Genomic DNA, 20,883 nt, shown 5'->3' on the forward strand with positions numbered 1-20,883 from the left:
GGGCGAAGGTACCGGTCGACGCGGCCGCACGCAGCGCAACCCCGAGCGTCTTCGGCGCACCGAAGCGGCCGGGTCTTGCCGATCCCCGCCGATCCCTCCACCGCCACGACCGTGCCCGCCCCGGCCCGCGCGCCGGCCATCGCCGCCCCGAGGCGCCACAGCTCGTCCTAGCAACTGCCCGGCACCGACCCGGCCCCGTCCGGTCCCTCAGCCACCCACGGGTGGGGGCCGGCTTCGGTGTCGCGGTCGCGGCCGGACAGCTTCACGATGGCGAAGGCTTTCTCTCGGTCTCCGGGCGGCGGTCCCAGCCGCCCGCCAGGCCCACTTTCACCGTACGGCCGTGGGCAGGCCGGGCTCCACGCAGAGCGATGCGGACAGCGCGCGGGATGCCCGAAAGGCCCCGTCGGCCATCGTTGGATACCGCGCTGAGCAGGCAGAACGAACCCGGACAGCCGGACGGCGACTGCGTCAGTCCGTGCTCCTGGCCCTCGATCAGCGATTCGCTCGGTGTGCGACCGTACGACGACGTGCGTGCCCTACTGGGCCATGTTTTGCGGGTGATGAGGTGCACCGCTGGAGCGCTCGGTATGACGGGGGACAGTCTCCACCGCGTCGTACGCGTCATCCGCGGCATGCCCGGCACCCACCTTGGACGGATGCTCGCCCTGGCCGCAGCGCATGAGTACGCAGGGACGAACGAACTGAGTACGTCGCCCGATGTCCCCCCGCGCCGCCGCTGCTGGAATGAGGACCATGAGTCCTGACGCACCGCGGCGTGTGAGCATGCACCACGTCACCACCACCGGCACGGCCCTCGCCGTGGCCTTGCTGCCGCTGGCGGTCGGCGTACTACTGGCCAAGACGATGGCCGGTGATCCTTTGGCGCCGGTAAACGCGCTGATGACCAGCGGTGGGCAACGTGCGCGCATCTCACCGTCGGAATGGCGGAGATGCGGCAGGGCGGCGCTGTCCAAGTGGAAGGACGGCATACAGGCCAACGGGGCTGACACCCCGAGTCGGGATTGGTGCCGTACGTCCCCGGCGGAAGCGAAGGCGGACGACCACGCCGTATCGGACGTCTGAGAGCCGAACTGCGGAAGGCGCAAGCGGCGGTGCCCTCAACCGAGTTGTGAGGCGACGTATACCGATGGGTGCACGAGCGGCCACGGACGGCAGTAGCGAACCCGGCCTTCCGCAGCGGGAGGCTTGCAGCGTGCGGGATGCATGCGCTGGCGCAACCAGCCACAGGCCGGTGATGGGTCCCGCGCTCCTTGCATGGGATTGATGCCGTAGACCGGGTATCGGCTGCGATCAATGCAGCGGCCCAGGTTCCGCGGTCGGTTTCGATTCCGAGCACCACATCCCCAGGGGTGGCATCTTCGGGAAGGTGCTCTGCGATCAGGCTGTGCAACCGACGAACAGCACCTGGTCCCCTCTCTCCCCGCCAACCGGCGGGGGCACGGTCTGACCCTCGGCCTCGCCTCGCGGGCCTGGCGCTCGTAGTGCTCACCCACCGGTCGGCTTCTTCGGGTACCGATCTTCCACCGTTCTGGGGCTGACCGGTACACCGCCATTAAGCGCTCCAGTCGATGCCGTTCCTGCTCGGGCCCCGCAACGTGTTCGGCTGCCTCAGGACACTCAAACACCGCAGCTGTCGCGTCCGCCCCTTCACGACGGGCGACTGGGATCAGACGGCTCTGACGGCGTCCCCGCTTGGCGCGGTCGAGGGCGTTTCATCAGCTCCTCGCGGCTTCGACCTGCCCGGCACGTCCTGGTCCGTCGCCCGTTGGTACAACCCGACCTTCCTCAGCTGCCGCAGCTCACGTCGTCTGATAGACCGTCACATCACCTTCCAAGGTCGGGGTTCGGGGTTCATGGTGCAGGGAGCGGGCGGCGGCCGTGCTCTCGAGCAGGTGCTCCGAATGTCATCAGCCGTGCAGACAAACCCCGTGCGAAGCAAGATCACTGCATCGAGGTAATACCACCGCCTTATAGGGCGAGCCAGGCGCACCGGTCGTTACTGTTCCCGGGGATCTGGACGGATTCCCAGAGATTGCTCCTCTTTCTCCTCTATCACCGGTTGGCGAGCTTGTACGCCGATCAACACCATTGCGAAGGAGAGCTCGCCCGATGACCGTTGAGACCAGCCCGGCAGCACAGACGGAGCCGGACCGGCAGAGCCTGAGCACTGCGGCTGCCCGCAAACTTGCCACGACGACCAAGTCCGCCCCGCAGATGCAGGAGATCACCTCCCGCTGGCTGCTCCGGATGCTCCCCTGGGTGGAGACCAAGGGCGGCACCTACCGGGTGAACCGCCGGCTGAATTACACCGTCGGCGACGGGCAGATCGAGTTCGTCCAGGACGGTGCCGACGTCCGGGTGATCCCCCGTGAGCTCGGCGAACTGGCCCTGCTGCAGGGCTTCGAAGACGTGGAGGTGCTGACCGAGATCGCCGGCCGGTGCGTCCAGCGTGACTTCCGAGCCGGCGAGGTGCTGGTCGAGCGCGGTACTTCCGCCGAGCAGATCCACCTGATCGCCCACGGCCGGGTCAACCAGGCGTCCGTCGGCAAGTACGGCGACAAGGTCACCGTCGCCGTGCTTGCCGACGGCGACCGGTTCGGTGAGAACGCCCTTCTGGACGCCGACGGCACGTGGGACTACACCGCCACTGCCGAGACCGCCGGCACCCTGCTCACCCTGTCCCGCGCCGACTTCGCCGCCGTGCTGTCCGCGGCACCGGGGCTCCAGGCCCACATTCAGCAGTTCAGCTCGCTTGCCCTTCAGCGTCAGAACCGTCACGGCGAGGCCGAGATCGCGATGTCGGCCGGCCACACCGGCGAAGTCGAGCTGCCGGGTGCCTTCGTCGACTACGAACTCAGCCCGCGCGAGTACGAACTCTCCGTCGCGCAAACCGTTCTGCGGGTCCACACGAGGGTCGCCGACCTCTACAACGGGCCGATGAACCAGACCGAGGAGCAGCTCAGGCTCACCATCGAGGCGCTGCGTGAGCGCCAGGAGCACGAGCTGATCAACAACCGGGAGTTCGGTCTGCTCCACAACGCCGCCTTCAAGCAGCGGATCCAGACCCACTCCGGCCCGCCCACCCCGGACGACCTCGACGAGCTGCTCTGCCGCCGCCGCGGCACCAAGCTCTTCCTCGCCCACCCCAGGACGATCGCGGCGATCGGGCGTGAGTGGAACGCCCGTGGGCTCTACCCGGATCACGTCGACTTGGGCGGGCAGCATGTCCCGGCCTGGCGCGGGGTCCCGATCCTGCCCTGCAACAAGATCCCCATCAGCAAGGAGCGCACCAGCTCGATCCTCGCCATGCGAACGGGCGAGGACAACCAGGGCGTCATCGGTCTGCGCCAGACCGGCCTGCCGGAGGAGTACGAGCCGGGCCTGTCGGTGCGCTTCATGAGCATCAGCGAGCAGGCGATCATCTCGTACCTGGTCACCACCTACTACTCCGCCGCCATCCTGGTGCCCGACGCACTCGGTGTGCTGGAGAACGTGGAGATCGCCCGCAGGCGCGACTAGAGGACCCGTCCGACGGCCACGACACGGGGCCACTCCCGGCCGCGCGAGCACGCCCGGGATCCGGAAAGCCAACCCACCTCACCAAGGAGCTACGGATGCCCGATCCTGGGCTTTCCCCTCTGCAGTCGAGCCTGCCTGCCGCTGCGGACCGTTTCGGGGACCACGTCCTCGACCAGGCCCACACCGCCGGCGTCGAGGCCGATGCCGACGCCCGGCCCGCCCTGCCCGGCCCGCCCTCCGTGCCTGCCGCAGGCGCCGGGCCCGTTGCCGAGTCCGTACGTGACGACGCCCCGGGGTACGACCTGATCCCTCAGCACGTGCGGGAAGGCGCTGCCACGGTGAGGCAACCGAACCCTGCCCTGGAAAGGATCCTGCGCGGCCCCAGTGGTCTGGGCACGGAGGGCCTGTCCCTGGTCCGGCGCGAGGAGCCACCGGCGCCTCCGGCGCCCGAGGCACCGGTGGAGGGCAAGCCGATCCCCGGCCTCTACCACCACCCGGTGCCTGAGCCCGATCCGGTGCGCGTGGCCGAGGTCAGCCGCAGGATCAAGGCATGGGCGGTGGACGAGGTCCAGGCGTACCCCCCGGAGTGGGAGGATCAATTCGACGGCTTCTCCGTCGGCCGCTACATGGTCGCCTGTCATCCGGACGCGCCCACCGTCGACCACCTGATGATCGCCACGCGGCTGATGGTCGCCGAGAACGCGGTCGACGACTGCTACTGCGAAGACCACGGCGGATCACCCATCGGTCTCGGCAGTCGCCTTCTGCTGGCGCACACGGCTCTCGACCCGCTGCACACGACGAAGGAGTATGTGTCCGAGTGGGCGCAGTCGCTCCAGTCGGACGCCCCTCGGCGCGCCTACCGCTCCGCCATGGAGTACTTCTCCCAACAGGCCACCTCCTCCCAGGCCGACCGGTTCAGGCACGACATGGCCCGTCTGCACATGGGGTACGTCGCCGAGGCCGCATGGGCCGAGACGGATCACGTCCCCGAGGTGTGGGAGTACCTGGCGATGCGCCAGTTCAACAACTTCCGCCCCTGCCCCACCATCACCGACACCGTCGGCGGATACGAACTGCCGGCGGACCTGCATGCGCAGCCCGCCATGCAGCGGGTGATCGCGCTCGCCGGAAACGCGACCACCATCGTCAACGACCTGTACTCGTACACCAAGGAACTCGCCAGCCCCGGTCGGCACCTGAACCTGCCCGTGGTGATCGCCGAACGCGAGGACTGCTCCGAGCAAGACGCCTACCTGAAGGCTGTCGAGGTCCACAACGACCTCATGCACGCCTTCGAAGCCGAAGCCGCCGCGTTGGCCGCCGCCTGCCCCGTCCCGAGCGTGCTGCGCTTCCTGCGGGGAGTGGCCGTGTGGGTCGACGGCAACCACTACTGGCACCGGACTAACACCTATCGATACAGCCTGCCCGATTTCTGGTAAGAGGAGTTATCTGTGACCAGCACCGAACTCAACACCGTCAACGGCACCTCCGCGTTCGTCCCCACCCCGGCGTCTCCCTATCAGGGTGACATCGCCCGCTACTGGGACCAGGAGGCAAGGCCCGTGAACCTGCGTCTCGGTGACGTCGACGGGCTGTACCACCATCACTACGGCATCGGTGACGTCGACCACGCCGCCCTCGGGGACACCGAGGACAGCGAGTACCAGAAGAAGCTGATCGCCGAGCTGCACCGCCTGGAGTCGGCACAGGCCGAAGTCCTCCTGGACCACCTTGGCTCCATCGGGCGTGACGACACGCTTCTGGATGCCGGCTGCGGCCGGGGCGGTTCCATGGTCATGGCCCACCAGCGATTCGGATGCAAGGTCGAGGGCGTCACCCTGTCGGCCAAGCAGGCCGACTTCGCCAACCAGCGCGCCCACGAACTCGGCATCGAGGACCATGTCCGTGCTCGTGTGTGCAACATGCTCGACACGCCCCTCGAGACGGGGCAGGCCGCGGCCTCATGGAACAACGAGTCGAGCATGTACGTCGACCTGCACGACCTTTTCGCCGAGCACTCCCGAATCCTCGCGGTCGGCGGCCGCTACGTGACCATCACAGGCTGCTGGAACCCGCGTTACGGCCAGCCCTCGAAGTGGGTCTCCCAGATCAACGCGCACTTCGAGTGCAACATCCACTCCCGTCGGGAGTACCTGCGCGCCATGGCCGACAACCGTCTCGTACCGCAGGCCGTCATCGACCTGACTGCGGCGACTCTGCCCTACTGGGAGCTGCGGGCCACTTCTTCCCTGGTCACCGGCATCGAAGAGGCGTTCATCAACTCTTACAAGGACGGCTCCTTCCAGTACCTCCTGATTGCGGCCGACCGCGTCTGACCCACCTGCCGACCGCGAGGGCCGGGCCCGTCATTCGACGGACCCGGCCACCATGTTCGGACTGCCTCGACATGGAGATCTTGGGCACGACGGCCTGAGTGACCCAACATCGCCGGCTCGCTGCTCATCGGCCGGCGACGCGCGCCTGCGAACGTCGCTCGTAGAACGGCGCGGTGGAGGTGAGGCAGGCACCAGACGAACAACCCGGCGATGAGCCGGTCCGGGCGACATCGATGTGGAAGCTGCTGGGCCCTTTCGTGCGCTTCCGTGGAAGCAGCGGGGGAGCGTGACGCTCGGCTCGCAGGCGAGTTGTTCAGCGGGGGATACCGTGGCAGGCAGTCGTAAGCCCGGGGGCACTCACTGCCTGTCAGCTCCGGGACGGGGCGGCCACGGGTATGGGCTCCAGCGTTGCCGTGCGCGGGTTGGTGGCGGGGTTCAAGCGGCTGACGGCCGGGGAGGTGACGGCTGTCGTGATCAGGGCCATCAGAACCAGCATGGTGAACAACTCCGGTCCGATCACCCCGAGTTCCAGACCGATGTTCAGGACCACCAGCTCGGTCAGCCCCCGGCAGTTCATCAGCGCGCCGATGGACAATGCCTCCCGCCAGGGCCGCCCGCAGGCACGGGCCGCCCCCGCCGCGCCGCCCCATTTGCCCAGCACCGCGACACCGAGGACCGCACCCGCCCACAGCCACTGCACCGGGTCCGCCGCCAGGGCCTCGATATCCGTGCGCAGGCCCGTGTGGACGAAGAACAGTGGCAGTAGTACGGGCACGGCGACGGCGCGCAGCCGGGCGGCCGAGACTTCGATGCGCCGGGCACCGCGCGGGGTGACCACGCCGAAGAGGAAGGCCCCGAACAGGGCGTGCACCCCGATCGCGTCGGTGGCCAGCGCGGACAGACTCAGTCCGCTGAACAGCGCCACCAGGACCATCGCGTCGTTCGCCTTGCCGGCCCGGGCCTCCCACCGGGCGAGGAGCGGGCGTACCGCGTACAGCATGAACGCCGCGAAGGCGAGGGCGAGTGCGGCGGTGGTGGCCGCGTCCAGCGGGGAGCCGGCCGACGCGAGGGCGACCACTACGGCCAGCAGACACCAGGCGGTCACGTCGTCCACGGCGGCGCAGGCCATCGCGAGAGCGCCGAGCGGAGTGCCGTACAGGCCCCGGTCGATGAGGATCCTGGCCAGCACGGGAAAGGCCGTGATGCTCATCGCCACCGCGATGAACAGGACGAAAGGCAGCCTGCCGACCCCGTCCGGGGCGAGTTGCCCGTACATGCCGAGCGCCAGCAGGGCGCCGAGAGCCAGCGGCAGCAACATGCCGCCCTGGCTCACGGCGAGCGCGATCCGGCTGTGACCGCGCAGCGTGCCCAGGTCCAGTTCCAGACCGACCAGGAACATGAAGGAGAGCAGGCCGAGCTGGCCGAGTACGGAGGTGAACGGGAGTACGGCGTCCGGGAAGAGCCAGCTCTGCGCCCCCGGGGACACCCAGCCCAGCAGTGACGGCCCGAGCACGATGCCGGTGACGATCTCGCCGACCACGGGCGGCTGCCCGAACCGGCGGAAGACCGCCCCGGCCGCCTGGCAGGCGAGGATCACCACCGGTACGGCGATCAAGAGTGCGGGCAGCGGATCAGCGGCGGACACGGGCGGCTCCTTCGGACGGTATCGGCCCCGGGGCGGGCTGGGCGAAGGGCGCGGTCGCGGCGGGCGGAGCCGCCGCGGCCGCGTCGGACCAGCGGGCGTAGCGGCGCCGGCCGTAGAGCAGCGGCTGCGCCGTTTCCCGTACCGTCACCCGGCTCACCTCGGCGAACACCGCCGTGTGGTCCCCGAAGACCGCCGTCGTCACGACCGCGCAGTCCGCGACGGCGTGCGCGTCGGCGGTCAGATGCGGACCGCCCGCGCCCAGGGGCAGCCGCCACTCGGTCCGTTCGAAGCGGTCGGGTGCCCCCGACGCGAAGAGGTCCGAGGTGGGCCGCGCCCGTTCGTGGAGCAGGTTGAGGGCGAACTGGCCTTGGGCGAGCAGGGCATCGAGCGTCGGACTGGCGGTCCGTATGCACACCATCAGCGTGGGCGGTACGAGCGCGACGCTCGTCAGGGAGCTGCACGTCAGGCCGCGCGGGGAGTCCCCGGCGTCGAGCGTGGTGACAACCGAGACCCCGGAGGGGAAGGCCGCCATGAAGGGGCGGAGATCGGCCGGCTGAACGGGGGCGGCGCCGGTTGTCTCGGTCATGTCGGTGGTTCCGGCGGTTCCGGTGGTGGTGGCTCCGGGGCTACCGGTGGCCGGGGCTCCGGAGATGCCGGCGGTGCCGGTGGTCTCCGCGGTCACGACTGAGCGGTTGGCCCCTGAGGCCCCGCCGTTCTCTGCGGTTCCTGGAGACACGGGGTGCGGCCCGGACTTGGGCATGTCTGACTCCTGTGGGGTGGCTGGAGCACGGCGGCCCGGCAGCCGGCGGGAGCCGGGCTGCCGGGCCGTGGGAGCGGTGGCGGGCCGCCCCGAGGTGACGGGGCCGGCCGCGTGCGCGGGAGGCGCGACGGGGCCTGGGACGCGGACCGCCCGCACGTGACGAAGCGGTACGGACGGGGGCGCGGGCGGCGTGGCCGGCGGGGTCCCTACGCGCCGTGCAACTGCCGCAGGTAGTCGTACGCGCTGGGCAGGGTCTCCAGCAGGTTCTGCTGCTGGCGCTTGACCGTGTCGAACAGCGGCTCGGCGCCGGCCACCGAGTCCGGCTTGTGCGCGAGCGCCGGAAGCGGCGCGTCCGGAACCAGGCCGAGACCGGCGAAGATGCAGTAGTAGCTGCCGTTCGTCCAGAAGTTGCGGAACTCCGCCTCGAAGTTCCCGTAGTACGTCGACTCGTCCGTGATCGGCGAGTTGATGGGCAGACCGGCCTTGTACGCCGAGATCTTCTGCTGGATGTTGTCCGGGAGCGTCAGCTTCTTGTTGGCCTGCCAGAACGGCGTGTCGTTGCGCGGCGCGTAGAAGAAGTGCGCCTGGATGAAGTCGCGGGTGTCGTCGAACATCACCTCGATCTCGTGGTTGAAGCTGTCGATCAGCCCGTCGTTGAATGTCTTGTCCGGGAAGTGCTTGGCCAGTTGGTAGATCGCCGCGGTGATGAAGTAGATGCCGGTCGACTCCAGCGGCTCCAGGAAGCAGGACGACAGACCGATGCTGACGACGTTCTTGACCCACGCACGGCGGTTGCGCCCGACGCGGAAGCGCACGTGGTTGAACTTGGTCTCCTCGGGGTCCAGCCCCCACATCTCGGAGAACTCACGCGTGGCCTCGTCCTGGTCGGTGAACTTGCTGGAGTACACGTAGCCGGTGCCGAAGCGGCCCAGCATCGGGATCTTCCAGGCCCAGCCGGACGACATCGCGATCGCCGAGGTGTACGGCTCCACACCGTTCGCCTCGTCGTCGTGAGGGACGGCGGTGGCCACCGCGCTGTCGCACAGCAGGTGGTCGCTCATGTCGATGAACGGCTCCGCCATCGCCTTGTTGATCAGCAGCCCCCGGAAGCCCGAGCAGTCCACGAAGAAATCGGCTTCCAGAACGCGGCCCTCCTTGGTCCGCAGGGCGGTGACGTAGCCGCGTTCGTCCTGGAGGACGCGCGTCATCTCGTCCTGGACATGGTTCACACCCTGCTTCTCGGTGGCGAAGCGGCGCAGGAAGTCGGCGACGAGCTGGGCGTCGAAGTGCCAGGCGTAGCGCGTCGCCGACCGGCCGTCGAGCCAGCGCGGCGCCTTCATGGCATCCATCACCGGGGGCTCGCGGAAGCAGGCGTAGTCGAACGGCTCGGTGGTGCGGCCCTCGTACTTGCGCTTGAACCAGTAGTGCGAGAGCGGGGTCTGGTCGTAGTCCGGGAGCAGGCCGAACGGGTGGTAGAAGTGGTCCGGCCGGCCGTCGGGAAGCTCGCGTGCCCCGGCCTCGCCCTGCCCCTCAGTGCGCCAGTTCACGAACCGTACGGCCATCTTGAAGCTGGCGTTGCACTCCCGCATCCACTCGTCCTCGGCGATGCCCAGGTAGTCGAAGAAGGAGCGCTGGAGGTTGGGTACGGTCGCCTCGCCGACGCCGATGCGCGGAATCGCCGGCGACTCGAGCACGGTGATGTCGACGGTGCCCTGCAGTGCCTTGCCGAGGTACGCGGCGGTCATCCAGCCGGCCGTGCCGCCGCCCAGGATGACGACCTTCTGAAGCCGGGTGTCGGTGCTGGTCATGTAACAGCCCTCATTTCGGAATTGGCGGCAGGGGAGGCGGAGCGAGCCGGATACGTCGCCGGTCGGGGTGGGGTCGAGGCTCAGTGTGTGAAGCCGTCCTATTACGGACCTACACAGGGACGGCCCGACCGATGTAGGGCGCGCGTAGAGGCCCGGAACACACTCGCCGCAGGCACACCGGCAGCGACGGACCTCCGGGAGGAAGCGATGACCACCGCGGTGACCGAGGAAGCGCAGGCGGTTCGGATCCGCTTCCTGGGCGACTTCGAACTGACTGTGAACGGCAGTCCCGTCGAACGGTGGCGGGCCGGAAAGGCGCGCGGCCTCTTCCAGTACCTGGTGACGCACCGCGGACAGACGCTCACCCGTGAGCGGCTGTACGAGGCCCTGTGGCCCGGTTCGGACGGCGCTGCCGGCGACAGTTCCCTGAAGGTCGCGGCGCACGCGCTGCGCCGGGTCCTCGACGCACACCCCGAGCGCCCCGGCGCGTCCGGGATCCGGCTGCTCTTCCGCGACTTCGGCTACGTCCTGGACGTGGCCGACCTGTGGTCCGACGTGGACCGGTTCCAGGAACTGGTGCACGCCGGGCTGCGGGCCGCAGCCGACCACGACGCCGCCCTCGCCCGCACCCGGCTGCGGGCCGCCATCGCCCTGTACGGCGGTGACTTCCTCCGGGGCGAGAGCGCCGACTGGGTCGCCGAGCAGCGCGAGTACCTCCGGTCCCTGGCGCTGCGCGCGCTGGTCGTCCTGCGTACTGACGCCGAGGCTCGTGCGGACTTCTCCGAGCTGATCGAGATCTGCCGGCGCACGCTGGAGATCGACCGTCACCACGAGGAGACCTATCGCGCGCTGATGACGGCGCACGGCGAGCGCGGCGAACTGGCGGGCGTACGCAGCTGGTACGAGCTGTGCGCGCGCCGCCTGCGCGAGGAGCTGGCCGTGGCACCCGCGCGGGAGACCGAACTGCTGCTGCGCGCGATGCTGCCGACTGCCCGGCCCGGCGCCGCCGCGGTGCGGACGGCTTCGCCCAGGACGGGCACGGCCGTCCGCACGGCCACCTCCGTCCTGGGCGGTGCGGAGCTCCTTCCCGGCGCCCGGATCCGGCCGGTACGGCGAGCCAGGCCGGACGCCCGCGCCGCCGCCCCGGCCCGGATGGCCGGTTAGCCGTCCCGCCGAACGTCCGCCGCACACGATTCAGCGATTCAGTGAGGACCCCACCGTGACCGTGCTGACCATGCCGCAGGATTCCGGCGCACCACAGGCCGGGCCGTACGTGGCCCCCTTGCCGCCCCGTTACGACGACCAGTGGATCGGCGGCCGCTGGACCGCCTCCGACGCCGACGCCCGCCTCGTCGTGACCGACCCGAACACCGAGCGGCCCCTGGCCACCGTGCCCGCCGGAACCGCCCGGGACGCCGACGTGGCGGCCCGCGCCGCCGCGGCGGCCTTCACCGGCTGGGCGTCCACTCCCGTACGCGAACGGGCCACCCTCCTGCGCCGGGTCGTCGAAGGCATGGAGCGGCGGGCCGAACGGTTCGCCGAGGTGATCACCGCCGAGGTCGGAGCGCCCGCCCGGATGGCGCGGCAGACCCATGTCGGACTGTCCATCGGCATGGCGGCCCACTGCGTCGAGACCGCCGCCTCCTACGCCTTCGAGGAGCGCGTGGGCCACTCGCTCGTGGTGCGCGAACCCGCCGGGGTCGCCGCCTGCATCACCCCGTGGAACACCCCGCTGCTGCTCACCGTGCAGAAGATCCTCCCCGCGCTGGCGGCGGGTTGCACCGTCGTGCACAAGCCCAGCGAGATCACCCCGCTGCACGCCCGGCTGCTCGCCGAGGTGATGGCCGAGGCCGATCTGCCGCCCGGCGTCTTCAACATGGTGGTCGGCACCGGCGGCGCGGTCGGCGCCTCCCTCGTCACCCACCCGCTGGTCGACGTGGTCTCGCTGACCGGCTCCACCCGGGCCGGCCGCGAGGTGTCCGCGCTGGCCGCCGACGGCGTCAAGCGCGTCCATCTGGAGCTGGGCGGCAAGAACGCCAGCCTGGTCCTGGACGATGCCGACCTGGACGCGGCGGTACGCGCCACCGTCGACCAGATGCTCTTCAACTCCGGCCAGACCTGCCTCCAGTGGAGCCGGCTGCTGATACCCCGCGGCCGCCAGGAGGAGGCGATACGCATCGCCGGCGACGCGATGGACGGGTATGTGACCGGCGACCCGCGCGACCCGGCGACCGACCTCGGACCGCTGGTGTCGGCGGCCGCCCACGACCGCGTGACCGGCTACATCCGGCGTGGCGCTACGGAGGGCGGTGCCCGCCTTGTACGCGGCGGCCCCGAGCGCCCGGCGGGACTGGAGACCGGCTACTACGTCCGGCCCACGATCTTCGCCGACGTGGACCCGCTGACGACGATCGCCCAGGAGGAGATCTTCGGCCCGGTGCTGTGCGTCATGCCGTACGACGACGAGGACGACGCACTGCGGATCGTCAACGGGACCCGCTACGGCCTCCACGGCGCGGTCTGGTCGGGCAGCGACGCCCGTGCCGTGCGGATCGCGCGCCGGTTCCGCACCGGTCTGGTCGACGTGAACGGCGGGCAGTTCAACCCGGCCGCGCCGTTCGGCGGGTTCAAGCAGTCCGGGATCGGCCGCGAGTGCGGGACCGCCGGCCTGGCGGCGTTCCTGGAGACCAAGTCCATGCAGCTGCCGCAGGGTTGTGGCGGGCAGGTGGTCGGTCCCCGGCTGCGGGCTACCGCCCCCACCGGGCCCTCGGCGACGGAGAGGAACGAGGCATGACCGCCCCGCACACCGCACCCGCGTCCGCACCCAGCATGGGCCCCGGAGCGCCGGCCGGCGGACGGGGCGCGCTTTCGCCCCTGTTCGCGGCCCTCGACCGGTGGACCCGCGAGCGCCCGGACGAGACCGCCGTCAGCGCGGCCGACGGTGCCCTCACCTGGGCGGAGCTCACCGCCCGTACCGCCGGGATCGCAGCCGCGCTCGCCGACGGCGGCGCCGGCCCCGAAACCGCCGTCGGACTGCTGCTGGGCCGGTCCCGGGAGAGTGTGCCCGCTCTCCTCGCCGTCTGGAGTCTGGGTGCCACCGCCGTGCCGCTGGACGCCGGGCATCCCGTCGAGCGGCTCGGGCACGTGCTGCGGGACGCCGAAGTCTCCGTACTCGTGGCCGCGGACGTACCCGACGGGCTCGACCTCACCGGGATCCGCACCCTGCACCCGGCACGGGGCCACTGTGCCGACGGAGCGCTCGCGGTGACCGTGCCCGGCCCCGGCACCTGCGCCTACGTCATCTACACCTCCGGAACCACCGGCCGCCCCAAGGGAGTCGAGGTCACCTACCGCGGCCTGCTGGACACCTTCACCGGCGCGCTGGCCGGACTCGGGCTGACCCCCGGCGGACTCGGACTCAACGCCGTCTCACCCGCGTTCGACGGCTGGCTGTGGTGCACGCTGCTCTACCTCGTGCACGGCCAGGGTGTCGCACTGGTCGACCTGTCGCTCGCCGGACTGCGTGACGCCGTCGCCGAGGGCCGTGAGGCGCTGCCCGCCGGACTGCGCACGGCCTGCCTCACGCCGTCCCTCCTGGCCGCGCACGGGGACCGACTCGATTCCGCCGAGGTCGTCGTGGTGGCCGGAGAGGCCTGCCCGGCCGCGCTCGCCGAGCGGTTCGCGCGGGGCCGGCGGCTGCTCAATGTGTACGGGCCGACGGAAGTGACCATCGCGGCGACCTGGGCCGACAGCGAGCGGGGTGACGATGTGAGCGCCATCGGACGGCCACTGCCCGACTACCGGGCGTACGTACTGGACGACGAACTGCGGCCGGTGCCCCAGGGATCCGAGGGGGAGCTGTACCTCGGCGGCCCCGCCGTCGCCCGGGGCTACCGCCGAAGGCCCGGGCTGACCGCCTCCCGCTTCCTGCCGGACCCGTTCCAGGGCGGCGGAACCCGGATGTACCGTACGGGCGACCTGGTGGTGCGGCGCGCCGGCGGCGAACTGGAGTACCGGGGGCGCCGCGACGACCAGGTGAAGATCCGCGGTCACCGCATCGAACTGGGTGAGGTGGAGCGCATCGCCGCCGAGCTGCCCGAGGTGGTCGCCGCGGCCTGCTGCCCGCTGTCGTCCGGGCAGACGCTGGGCCTCGCCGTGGTGGCCGCCCCGGGAACCGATCCGGTGACGCTGGCCGGCCGTGTCACGGACCGCTGCCGCAAGCTGCTGCCGGAGGCGGCCGTCCCGGCTGTGGTGCGGGTACTCGGCCGGGTGCCGACGCTGACAACCGGCAAGGCCGACCGGGAGGCACTCGCCCGCGAACTGACCTCCACCGGGGAACAGCCCGTCCCGACGGCCGGCGCCACCGTGCGTGAGCGGGAGGTGATGGCCGTGTGGGCCGAGGTGCTGGAGCTCGAAGTACCCGGCCCGCAGGCCGACTTCTTCGAGCTGGGCGGCCACTCCCTCGCCGCCGCCCGGGCGGTGGCGGAACTGCGCCGCCGCACCGGCCTGCGGCTGACCCTCGGCAAGCTCCTGGCCCGCCCGACGGTGTCGGACCTCGCCGCCGAACTCGACCGCCTCGCCTCGGCGGACGCGTCCGCGCCCGCCGCCGAAGGAGCCTGACCCATGGGCAACTGGATCTCCACCTGGCCGGGCGGCCCCGAGGACACCGCCCTGCCCGCGCTGCTCTGCCTGCCCCCGGCGGGCGCCGGCTGCCAGCAGTTCCGCGCCTGGCAGCCGGCGCTGGCCGGTATCGCCCAGGTGTACGGAGTGCAACTGCCGGGCCGGGAGAACCGCTGGCGCGAGCCCATGCCGGACACCTTCGCCGAGGCCGTCGAGGCGATCGCGGACGCAGTGGCCCGCACCGTCGGCCCCGGCCGGCGGCTGGTCGTCTTCGGCCACAGCTTCGGCGGGCTGCTCGGCTACGAGCTGGCCCGCAGGGTCACGCCGAGGGCCCTGGTGGTGAGCGCCTGCCGGGCGCCCTGGTACTGGGACGGCGCGGGCCGGGGCATCGTGGACGACGACGGTGAGCTGGACAAGCTCTTCGACACCGCCGGACTCGACCCCGCCTTCCTGGACGAGGACACCCGGGCTCTGATGGTCGAGATGCTCCGCAAGGACGCCCAGCTCTCGCTCAGTTACGTCCACGAGCCCGGCGCCCGCTTCGACGTCCCCGTGCACGCCTGGGGCGCCGACGGCGACGAGACCGTCACGTCCGGGGAGCTGGACGACTGGGCAACCGTGACCACGGCCGGATTCCACCGCCACCGCACCGCGGGCGGCCACCACGCCGTACTGCGACGCCCCGAACCCGTACTGGCGCACCTGGCCGGACTACTCAGGGGCGACGACGCCCTGCTCTCCCGCACTTCCTGAAGCCCGGCCCGAACCACCCGCCCGAGCCCGGAGGACACCGTGCCCACCACCTATCAGGTCCTGGTCAACCACGAGGAGCAGTACGCGCTTTTCCCGGCCGCGCGCGATCTGCCCGACGGCTGGACGCCGGCCGGCTTCACCGGCACCGAGGACGAGTGCGCCGCCCATGTGGACGCGCACTGGAGCGACACCCGCCCGCTGAGCGTGCGCGCCGCCGCGGCCGGCCGGGGAGCCTGACATGCGGATCGATCTGCTCGACCCGGCCCCCTTCGGCCGCAACGACTTCTGGTCCGCCTTCACCTGGCTGCGCGCCAACGACCCCGTCCACTGGCATCCCGAACCGGGCGGCGACGGTTTCTGGGTGCTCAGCAAGCACCGCGACATCGTGAAGGTCTACGCGGACAGCGACACCTTCAGTTCGGGGGAGGGCATGCGGCTGGGCAGTGACCCGGCCGCCGTCGCCGCCGTGACGCAGCGCATGCTGATCGTCTCCGACGCGCCCCACCACACCCGTCTCAAACGGGCGCTGTACCAGGCTTTCGGGCCGCAGCAGATGCCCCGTCTTGAGGCCCTGGTCGAGATGGTCGTCGGTGAGCTGGTGACCGAGGCAGCCGAGCGCGACGAGCTCGACTTCATCGACCTCGCCAAGCAGCTGCCCAACCGTGTGGTCTGCGCGATGATGGGCATTCCGAGGGCCGACTGGGCCTGGATCGGCGCTCTCACCACGGATGCCTTCGACTCCCCGGACGAGACGGTACGCAGCAGTGCGCACTCGGAAATCTTCCTCTACTTCATCGAACTGCTCGGCGAACGCCGGGCCGTGCCCGGGGACGACCTGATCAGCCAGATCGCCCACGACACGCTCGTCGACGACGGCGACGGAACCGAACGCCCGCTCAGCGACGAGGAGATCGTGTTCAACCTCAACGGCGTGCTCTCCGGCGCCAATGAGACCACCCGCTACTCCGCCGCCGGCGCGGTCCACATGTTCGCCGAGCACCCGGATCAGTGGGAGCTGTTGCGCCGCATGGGCCCCGACGGCATCTCCCCGGCGGTCGAGGAGATCCTGCGCTGGACCACCCCCGGTGTGCACGCGCTGCGTACCGCCGTGCGCGACACCGAGATCAACGGTGTCCCTGTCGCGAAAGGCGACCGGGTGACCCTGTGGAACGTCTCGGCCAACCGCGACGAGGACGTCTTCACCGACCCGCACAGCTTCCGGGTCGACCGCCGCCCCAACCGGCACGTCGCCTTCGGCCACGGACGCCATCTCTGCCTGGGCGCCCGGCTCGCCCGTTTCGAACTCGGCGCCCTGCTGACCGAGATGCTCGCCGTGCTGGACGGTTTCGAACTCACCGGTCCGGCCGTTTTCAACTCGTCCAACTTCACGTGGGGGATCAAGAGTCTCCCGGTGCGGCTGCTGCGCAGCCGAGCCTTCGCAGAAGCAGAAAGGGCCGCGCTGTGACCACCGCACTCGTCGACTTCAACCGTACGGACACCACTTTCCCCGCCACCGGATACCCGGAGCTGTTCGCCCGGCAGGCGGCCCGCACCCCGCGGGCCCCCGCCCTCGTACAGGGCGACCGGTCCTGGACGTACGCGGAACTCGAGGCCGCCACCAACCGCCTGGCGCACGCGCTGATCGCCCACGGCGCGGGACCCGGCGAGCGGATCGGGCTGTGCTATCCGCGCAGCGCCGACTACGTCATCGGCTCGCTCGCGATCCTCAAGACGGGCGCCGCCATCGTCGCCCTCGACCCCGTCAACCCCGACGACCGGCTCGCCGCGATGATCGGCGACGCCGGGCCGCTGCTGGTCCTCACCCCCGCCGAACTCGGCGCGCGGATACCCGGGGGCGTGGTGCGGGCGGAGGTCGCCACGGCGGGCCGCGGCCAGTCCGAGGCACCCACCGGGGTCCGCACCGGCCCGGACACCGTCAGCCACCTCATCTACACCTCCGGTTCCACGGGCACCCCCAAGGCCGTACTGGAGCGCCACGGCGCACTCACCAACCTGGTGCACTGGACCGAGCGCGCATACGGGGTCCGGGCGGGCGACCGCGCCTCGTGGATGTCGACACCGGGATTCGCCGTACAGATCATGGAGTGGCTGCCCTATCTGCCGACGGGCGCCGCGATCCACATCCCGGAGGCCGGGCAGGCGCAGACCCCGGAGCAGATCCGCGACTGGCTCGTCCGGGAGCGGATCACGCACACCATGCTCGTCGCCGCGCTCGCCGAGCCGGTGTGGGGCCTCGACTGGCCGGCCGCGAGCGCGCTGCGGATCCTGGTGACCACGGCCGAACGGGTGCACAGCTGGCCGCCCACCGACACGCCGTTCCGTGTGGTGATGACGTACGGCACGACCGAGACCACCAACGTGCTGTCCTGCCTCGACCTCGGCGCCGGCGTCGACTTCACCAGCCAGGCCACACCCGAGGAGATCCGCGCCTCCCGGCAGGTGCCGGTCGGTGTGCCCATCGCCAACTTCCGGGTCCACCTGCTGGACGACGACGACCAGGAAGTCGCGCCCGGCGAGGTCGGTCGCCTGCACGTGTCCGGCGCCGGAGTCGCCGCCGGATACCACGGCAGGCCCGAGCTGACCGCGGCGAAGTTCCGCCGCAACGTGGTCCAGGGTGACCCGCATCCGGTGCTGTACGACACGGGGGACCTGGCCCGCCGCCGTGACGACGGCGCCGTGGAACTCCTCGGCCGCTCCGACTCCCAGGTGAAGATCCGCGGCTTCCGGGTCGAGCTGGGCGAGGTCGAGAACCACGTGGCACGGCTGGACGGCGTCGCCGAGGCCGTCGTCGTCACCCAGGAGCGCGGCCCCAACGACAAGCGGCTCATCGCCTACGTGTCACCGGAAGCCGGCGCCGAGCCGGACTCCGGGACGGTGCGCGCACAGGTGGCCCGTACGCTGCCCTACTACATGGTGCCCGGCACCGTCGTCGTCCTGCCCGCCCTGCCCCGGCTGCCCAACGGCAAGGTCGACCGGCGCCGGCTGCCCGAGCCCCCGGAGACCCGCGAGGGTGTCAGCGCCGGGTACGAGGCCCCGCGCGACGAGGTCGAGGACGGACTCGTCCGCCTGTGGGCCGACGCGTTCCGTACCGGCGGCATCGGCATCCACGACAACTTCTTCGAGCTGGGCGGCCACTCCCTGCTGGCCTTCCAGCTGATCGACGAGATCCGCCGCCGGTACGCCGTCGAGCTAAGCCTCTCCGACCTGTCCACCCGCCCGACCGTCGCCGAACTCGCCACCCTCATCACCACCGAACGCGTCGGCGGAAGGGGCGAGTTCGGCGGTCTTCCGGCCATCGTCCCGGATCCCGCCCGTCGCTTCGAGCCGTTCCCGCTCACCGAGAGCCAGCAGGCCCTGTGGATCGGGCGCGGCGGACTCGTGGAACTGGGCAACGTCGGCTGTCACGGGTACTTCGAGTGGGAGAGCGAGCGACTCGACGTACCCCGCTTCGAAGGTGCCTGGCGACGGCTCGTCGAGCGTCACGACGCACTGCGCACCCGCATCCTGCCCGACGGAACGCAGCAGGTGTACGAGGAGATCCCGGCGTACGACATCCCGGTCACCGACTTCGGCGGCCTCGACGACGAGACACGGGACACCGAACTCGCCGCCCTGCGGGAGCAGTTGTCGCACCAGGTGCTCGACGCGGACAGCTGGCCGCTGTTCGACGTACGGATCAGCCTGCTCGGCGGCGGCCGGGCCCGGATCCACCTGTCGCTGGACTTCCTGGTCGCCGACGCCTGGAGCTACTTCCAGGTCCTCATCCCGGACCTCGTCACCTTCTACACGGAGCCGGACTCCGACCCCGCGCCGCTGGAGCTGACCTTCCGCGACTACGTGCTCGCCGTCGGGAACTCGCTGCGCGACAGCGAGCTGTACCGCCGTTCCGAGTGGTACTGGCGCGACCGCCTCGCCACCCTGCCGCCCGCCCCCGAGCTGCCCGGGCGTCCGGTGGGCGCGCCGGAACTGCCGGTCCGGTTCGAGCGGCGCAGTCACGTCGTCGACCCGGCCCTCTGGACGCGGATCCAGGAGCGGGCGAACGCCCGCGAGGTGACCCCCTCCGGGGTGCTGGCCGCCGCCTACGCCGAAATCCTCGGCAGGGCCGCCGAGCAGGCCAGGTTCACCATCAACTTCCCCCTCTTCAACCGGCTGCCGCTGCACCCGCAGGTCAACGGGCTGCTCGCGGACACGACCACCACGCTGCTGCTCGCCGTCGAACAGCGGGACACCACCTTCGCCGGGCGCGCCCAGGCGATCCAGCGCCGGCTGTGGGCCGACCTGGAGCACCGGTACTTCAGCGGTGTGCAGGTGCTGCGCGAACTGACGAAGCTGCGGGGCTCCCTGGCGCCGGCCATGCCCGTCGTGATGACGAGCCTGGCCGGACACCCGCCGCAGTACGAGGAGACAGAGCTGGGCGTACCGGTGTACGGCATCTCCCAGACGCCGCAGGTCTCCCTCGACTTCCAGGTCTTCGAGAAGCCGGACGGGCTGACCTTCAACTGGGACTTCCTGCCCGCCGTCTACCCCGACGGCCTCATCGACGCGATGTTCGGGGACTTCGTGTCGCTGCTCGGCGCGCTCGGCGAGGCGGAGATCTGGGACCGCTTCTCGCCGCCGCCCGGTGACGAGCCGGCCGCCTCCGGCGGTCCGGGCGCCGAGGAGCGCGACACGGGCGACGCCTGGGAGCGCTACTGGGCCGGCATCGAGCGGACCGGCCGCGGCGGCGACGTCATCTGGGACGCCGACAGCGGCGAGGAGTTCCACTGGCTGCTCGGTCAGGCCGAACGGCACTTCGAGCCCGGCCTCCCGGTCATCGACCTCGGCTGCGGCAACGGCCGGTACAGCCGGGAACTCGCCCCGCACTACCCGCGCGTCGTCGGCGTCGACGTGTCCGTCAGCGCCGTCGAACATGCCAGGCGCGAGGCGGATGGCGTTCCGGGCCTCGGCAACGTCGAGTACCTGGCGATCGACATGACCGACGCCGGGCAGGCGGCGCCGCTGGGCGAGGGACCGTACAACATCTTCGTCCGCGGTGTCTTCCACGTCCTCGACAGCGCCGCCCGGGCAAGGCTCGCCACCGTCGCCGGCCGGCTGCTCGGACCCGAGGGGGTGCTGATCGTGCACGAGCCCGACTACTCCAGCAACTCCTTCGGCTATCTCGGCTTCGTCGGCGGCAAGCGCGGCCGGGCCGAGGACCTGGTCGGCCCGCTGGAGGCGGCCGGCGTCCGGCACTCGCACCGCTTCACCAGGCCCGAACTGACCGAGGCGTTCCCTGAGGCGCAATGGGAGGTCGTCGACGACGAGGCGATCGAACTGCACGCCATCGACCCGCAGTCGGACTCCGACGCCCTGCGGCTGCCCGGCTACTACGCAGTGCTGCGCCGCAGGCGCTGATGG

General features: G+C 70.9%; 13 protein-coding genes and 1 pseudogene. 11 read left to right on the plus strand and 3 right to left on the minus strand.

The window, feature by feature from the left end:
• Nucleotides 1-753: 753 nt before the first annotated feature.
• The 4 genes from ABZX79_RS04115 to ABZX79_RS04130 all read left to right on the plus strand — a co-directional run bounded on the left by ABZX79_RS04115 (nt 754) and on the right by ABZX79_RS04130 (nt 5,879).
• The gene (locus tag ABZX79_RS04115; RefSeq protein ID WP_355251250.1) at nt 754-1,083 is read left to right on the plus strand and encodes a hypothetical protein; all 330 of its coding nucleotides are present in this window, start codon (nt 754-756) and stop codon (nt 1,081-1,083) included.
• A 1,047-nt stretch (nt 1,084-2,130) separates the two neighbouring features.
• Nucleotides 2,131-3,540: a family 2B encapsulin nanocompartment shell protein gene (locus ABZX79_RS04120; protein ID WP_355251253.1), complete on the plus strand. Its 1,410-nt coding sequence runs from the start codon at nt 2,131-2,133 to the stop codon at nt 3,538-3,540.
• A 95-nt stretch (nt 3,541-3,635) separates the two neighbouring features.
• Nucleotides 3,636-4,982 (plus strand): family 2 encapsulin nanocompartment cargo protein terpene cyclase, encoded by a 1,347-nt coding sequence (locus tag ABZX79_RS04125; RefSeq protein WP_355251256.1) that lies wholly within the window; start codon nt 3,636-3,638, stop codon nt 4,980-4,982.
• Between the two features lie 12 nt (nt 4,983-4,994).
• The gene (locus ABZX79_RS04130) at nt 4,995-5,879 is read left to right on the plus strand and encodes a geranyl diphosphate 2-C-methyltransferase (RefSeq protein ID WP_355251259.1); all 885 of its coding nucleotides are present in this window, start codon (nt 4,995-4,997) and stop codon (nt 5,877-5,879) included.
• 367 nt (nt 5,880-6,246) lie between these two features.
• On the opposite strand, the gene ABZX79_RS04135 is transcribed toward ABZX79_RS04130, so the two are convergent.
• The 3 genes from ABZX79_RS04135 to ABZX79_RS04145 all read right to left on the minus strand — a co-directional run bounded on the left by ABZX79_RS04135 (nt 6,247) and on the right by ABZX79_RS04145 (nt 10,092).
• Entirely contained in the window at nt 6,247-7,524 is a 1,278-nt protein-coding gene (locus ABZX79_RS04135; protein ID WP_355251262.1) for a cation:proton antiporter, read from the minus strand.
• Nucleotides 7,511-8,206: a flavin reductase family protein gene (locus ABZX79_RS04140; RefSeq protein WP_355251265.1), complete on the minus strand. Its 696-nt coding sequence runs from the start codon at nt 8,204-8,206 to the stop codon at nt 7,511-7,513. The genes ABZX79_RS04135 and ABZX79_RS04140 overlap by 14 nt, the downstream gene beginning before the upstream one ends.
• Nucleotides 8,207-8,490: 284 nt before the next feature.
• Nucleotides 8,491-10,092, minus strand: coding sequence for a tryptophan halogenase family protein (locus tag ABZX79_RS04145; protein ID WP_355251268.1), 1,602 nt, complete (start codon nt 10,090-10,092; stop codon nt 8,491-8,493).
• A 207-nt stretch (nt 10,093-10,299) separates the two neighbouring features.
• On the opposite strand from ABZX79_RS04145, the gene ABZX79_RS04150 reads away from it, so the two are divergent.
• The 7 genes and pseudogenes from ABZX79_RS04150 (at nt 10,300) to ABZX79_RS04180 (ending at nt 20,880) form a co-directional block, all read left to right on the plus strand.
• Nucleotides 10,300-11,256 (plus strand): BTAD domain-containing putative transcriptional regulator, encoded by a 957-nt coding sequence (locus ABZX79_RS04150; protein ID WP_355251271.1) that lies wholly within the window; start codon nt 10,300-10,302, stop codon nt 11,254-11,256.
• Nucleotides 11,257-11,311: 55 nt separating this feature from the next.
• Nucleotides 11,312-12,886 (plus strand): aldehyde dehydrogenase family protein, encoded by a 1,575-nt coding sequence (locus ABZX79_RS04155; protein ID WP_355251274.1) that lies wholly within the window; start codon nt 11,312-11,314, stop codon nt 12,884-12,886.
• Nucleotides 12,883-14,712 carry a non-ribosomal peptide synthetase gene (locus tag ABZX79_RS04160; protein WP_355251277.1) on the plus strand — a complete coding sequence of 610 codons (1,830 nt, stop codon included), beginning with the start codon at nt 12,883-12,885 and terminating at the stop codon, nt 14,710-14,712. The genes ABZX79_RS04155 and ABZX79_RS04160 overlap by 4 nt, the downstream gene beginning before the upstream one ends.
• 3 nt (nt 14,713-14,715) lie before the next feature.
• On the plus strand, nt 14,716-15,465 hold the full coding sequence (locus ABZX79_RS04165; protein ID WP_355251280.1) for an alpha/beta fold hydrolase: 750 nt from the start codon (nt 14,716-14,718) through the stop codon (nt 15,463-15,465).
• A gap of 36 nt (nt 15,466-15,501) precedes the next feature.
• Nucleotides 15,502-15,702: pseudogene (locus tag ABZX79_RS04170) on the plus strand (MbtH family NRPS accessory protein); the annotation flags it as partial.
• Between the two features lies 1 nt (nt 15,703).
• On the plus strand, nt 15,704-16,930 hold the full coding sequence (locus ABZX79_RS04175; RefSeq protein WP_355251283.1) for a cytochrome P450: 1,227 nt from the start codon (nt 15,704-15,706) through the stop codon (nt 16,928-16,930).
• Nucleotides 16,927-20,880 (plus strand): amino acid adenylation domain-containing protein, encoded by a 3,954-nt coding sequence (locus ABZX79_RS04180; RefSeq protein WP_355251287.1) that lies wholly within the window; start codon nt 16,927-16,929, stop codon nt 20,878-20,880. The genes ABZX79_RS04175 and ABZX79_RS04180 overlap by 4 nt, the downstream gene beginning before the upstream one ends.
• The last annotated feature ends 3 nt before the right edge of the window (nt 20,881-20,883 follow it).

The organism is Streptomyces sp. NPDC002994 (assembly GCF_040611155.1).
Classification (GTDB): Bacteria; Actinomycetota; Actinomycetes; order Streptomycetales; family Streptomycetaceae; genus Streptomyces.

Excerpts from the sequence above, each read along its gene's own strand:
- ABZX79_RS04150 (WP_355251271.1), top strand. The coding sequence starts at position 10,300 with ATGACCACCGCGGTGACCGAGGAAGCGCAGGCGGTTCGGATCCGCTTC.
- ABZX79_RS04120 (WP_355251253.1), top strand. The coding sequence starts at position 2,131 with ATGACCGTTGAGACCAGCCCGGCAGCACAGACGGAGCCGGACCGGCAG.
- ABZX79_RS04165 (WP_355251280.1), top strand. The coding sequence starts at position 14,716 with ATGGGCAACTGGATCTCCACCTGGCCGGGCGGCCCCGAGGACACCGCC.
- ABZX79_RS04175 (WP_355251283.1), top strand. The coding sequence starts at position 15,704 with ATGCGGATCGATCTGCTCGACCCGGCCCCCTTCGGCCGCAACGACTTC.
- ABZX79_RS04125 (WP_355251256.1), top strand. The coding sequence starts at position 3,636 with ATGCCCGATCCTGGGCTTTCCCCTCTGCAGTCGAGCCTGCCTGCCGCT.
- ABZX79_RS04115 (WP_355251250.1), top strand. The coding sequence starts at position 754 with ATGAGTCCTGACGCACCGCGGCGTGTGAGCATGCACCACGTCACCACC.
- ABZX79_RS04160 (WP_355251277.1), top strand. The coding sequence starts at position 12,883 with ATGACCGCCCCGCACACCGCACCCGCGTCCGCACCCAGCATGGGCCCC.
- ABZX79_RS04145 (WP_355251268.1), bottom strand. The coding sequence starts at position 10,092 with ATGACCAGCACCGACACCCGGCTTCAGAAGGTCGTCATCCTGGGCGGC.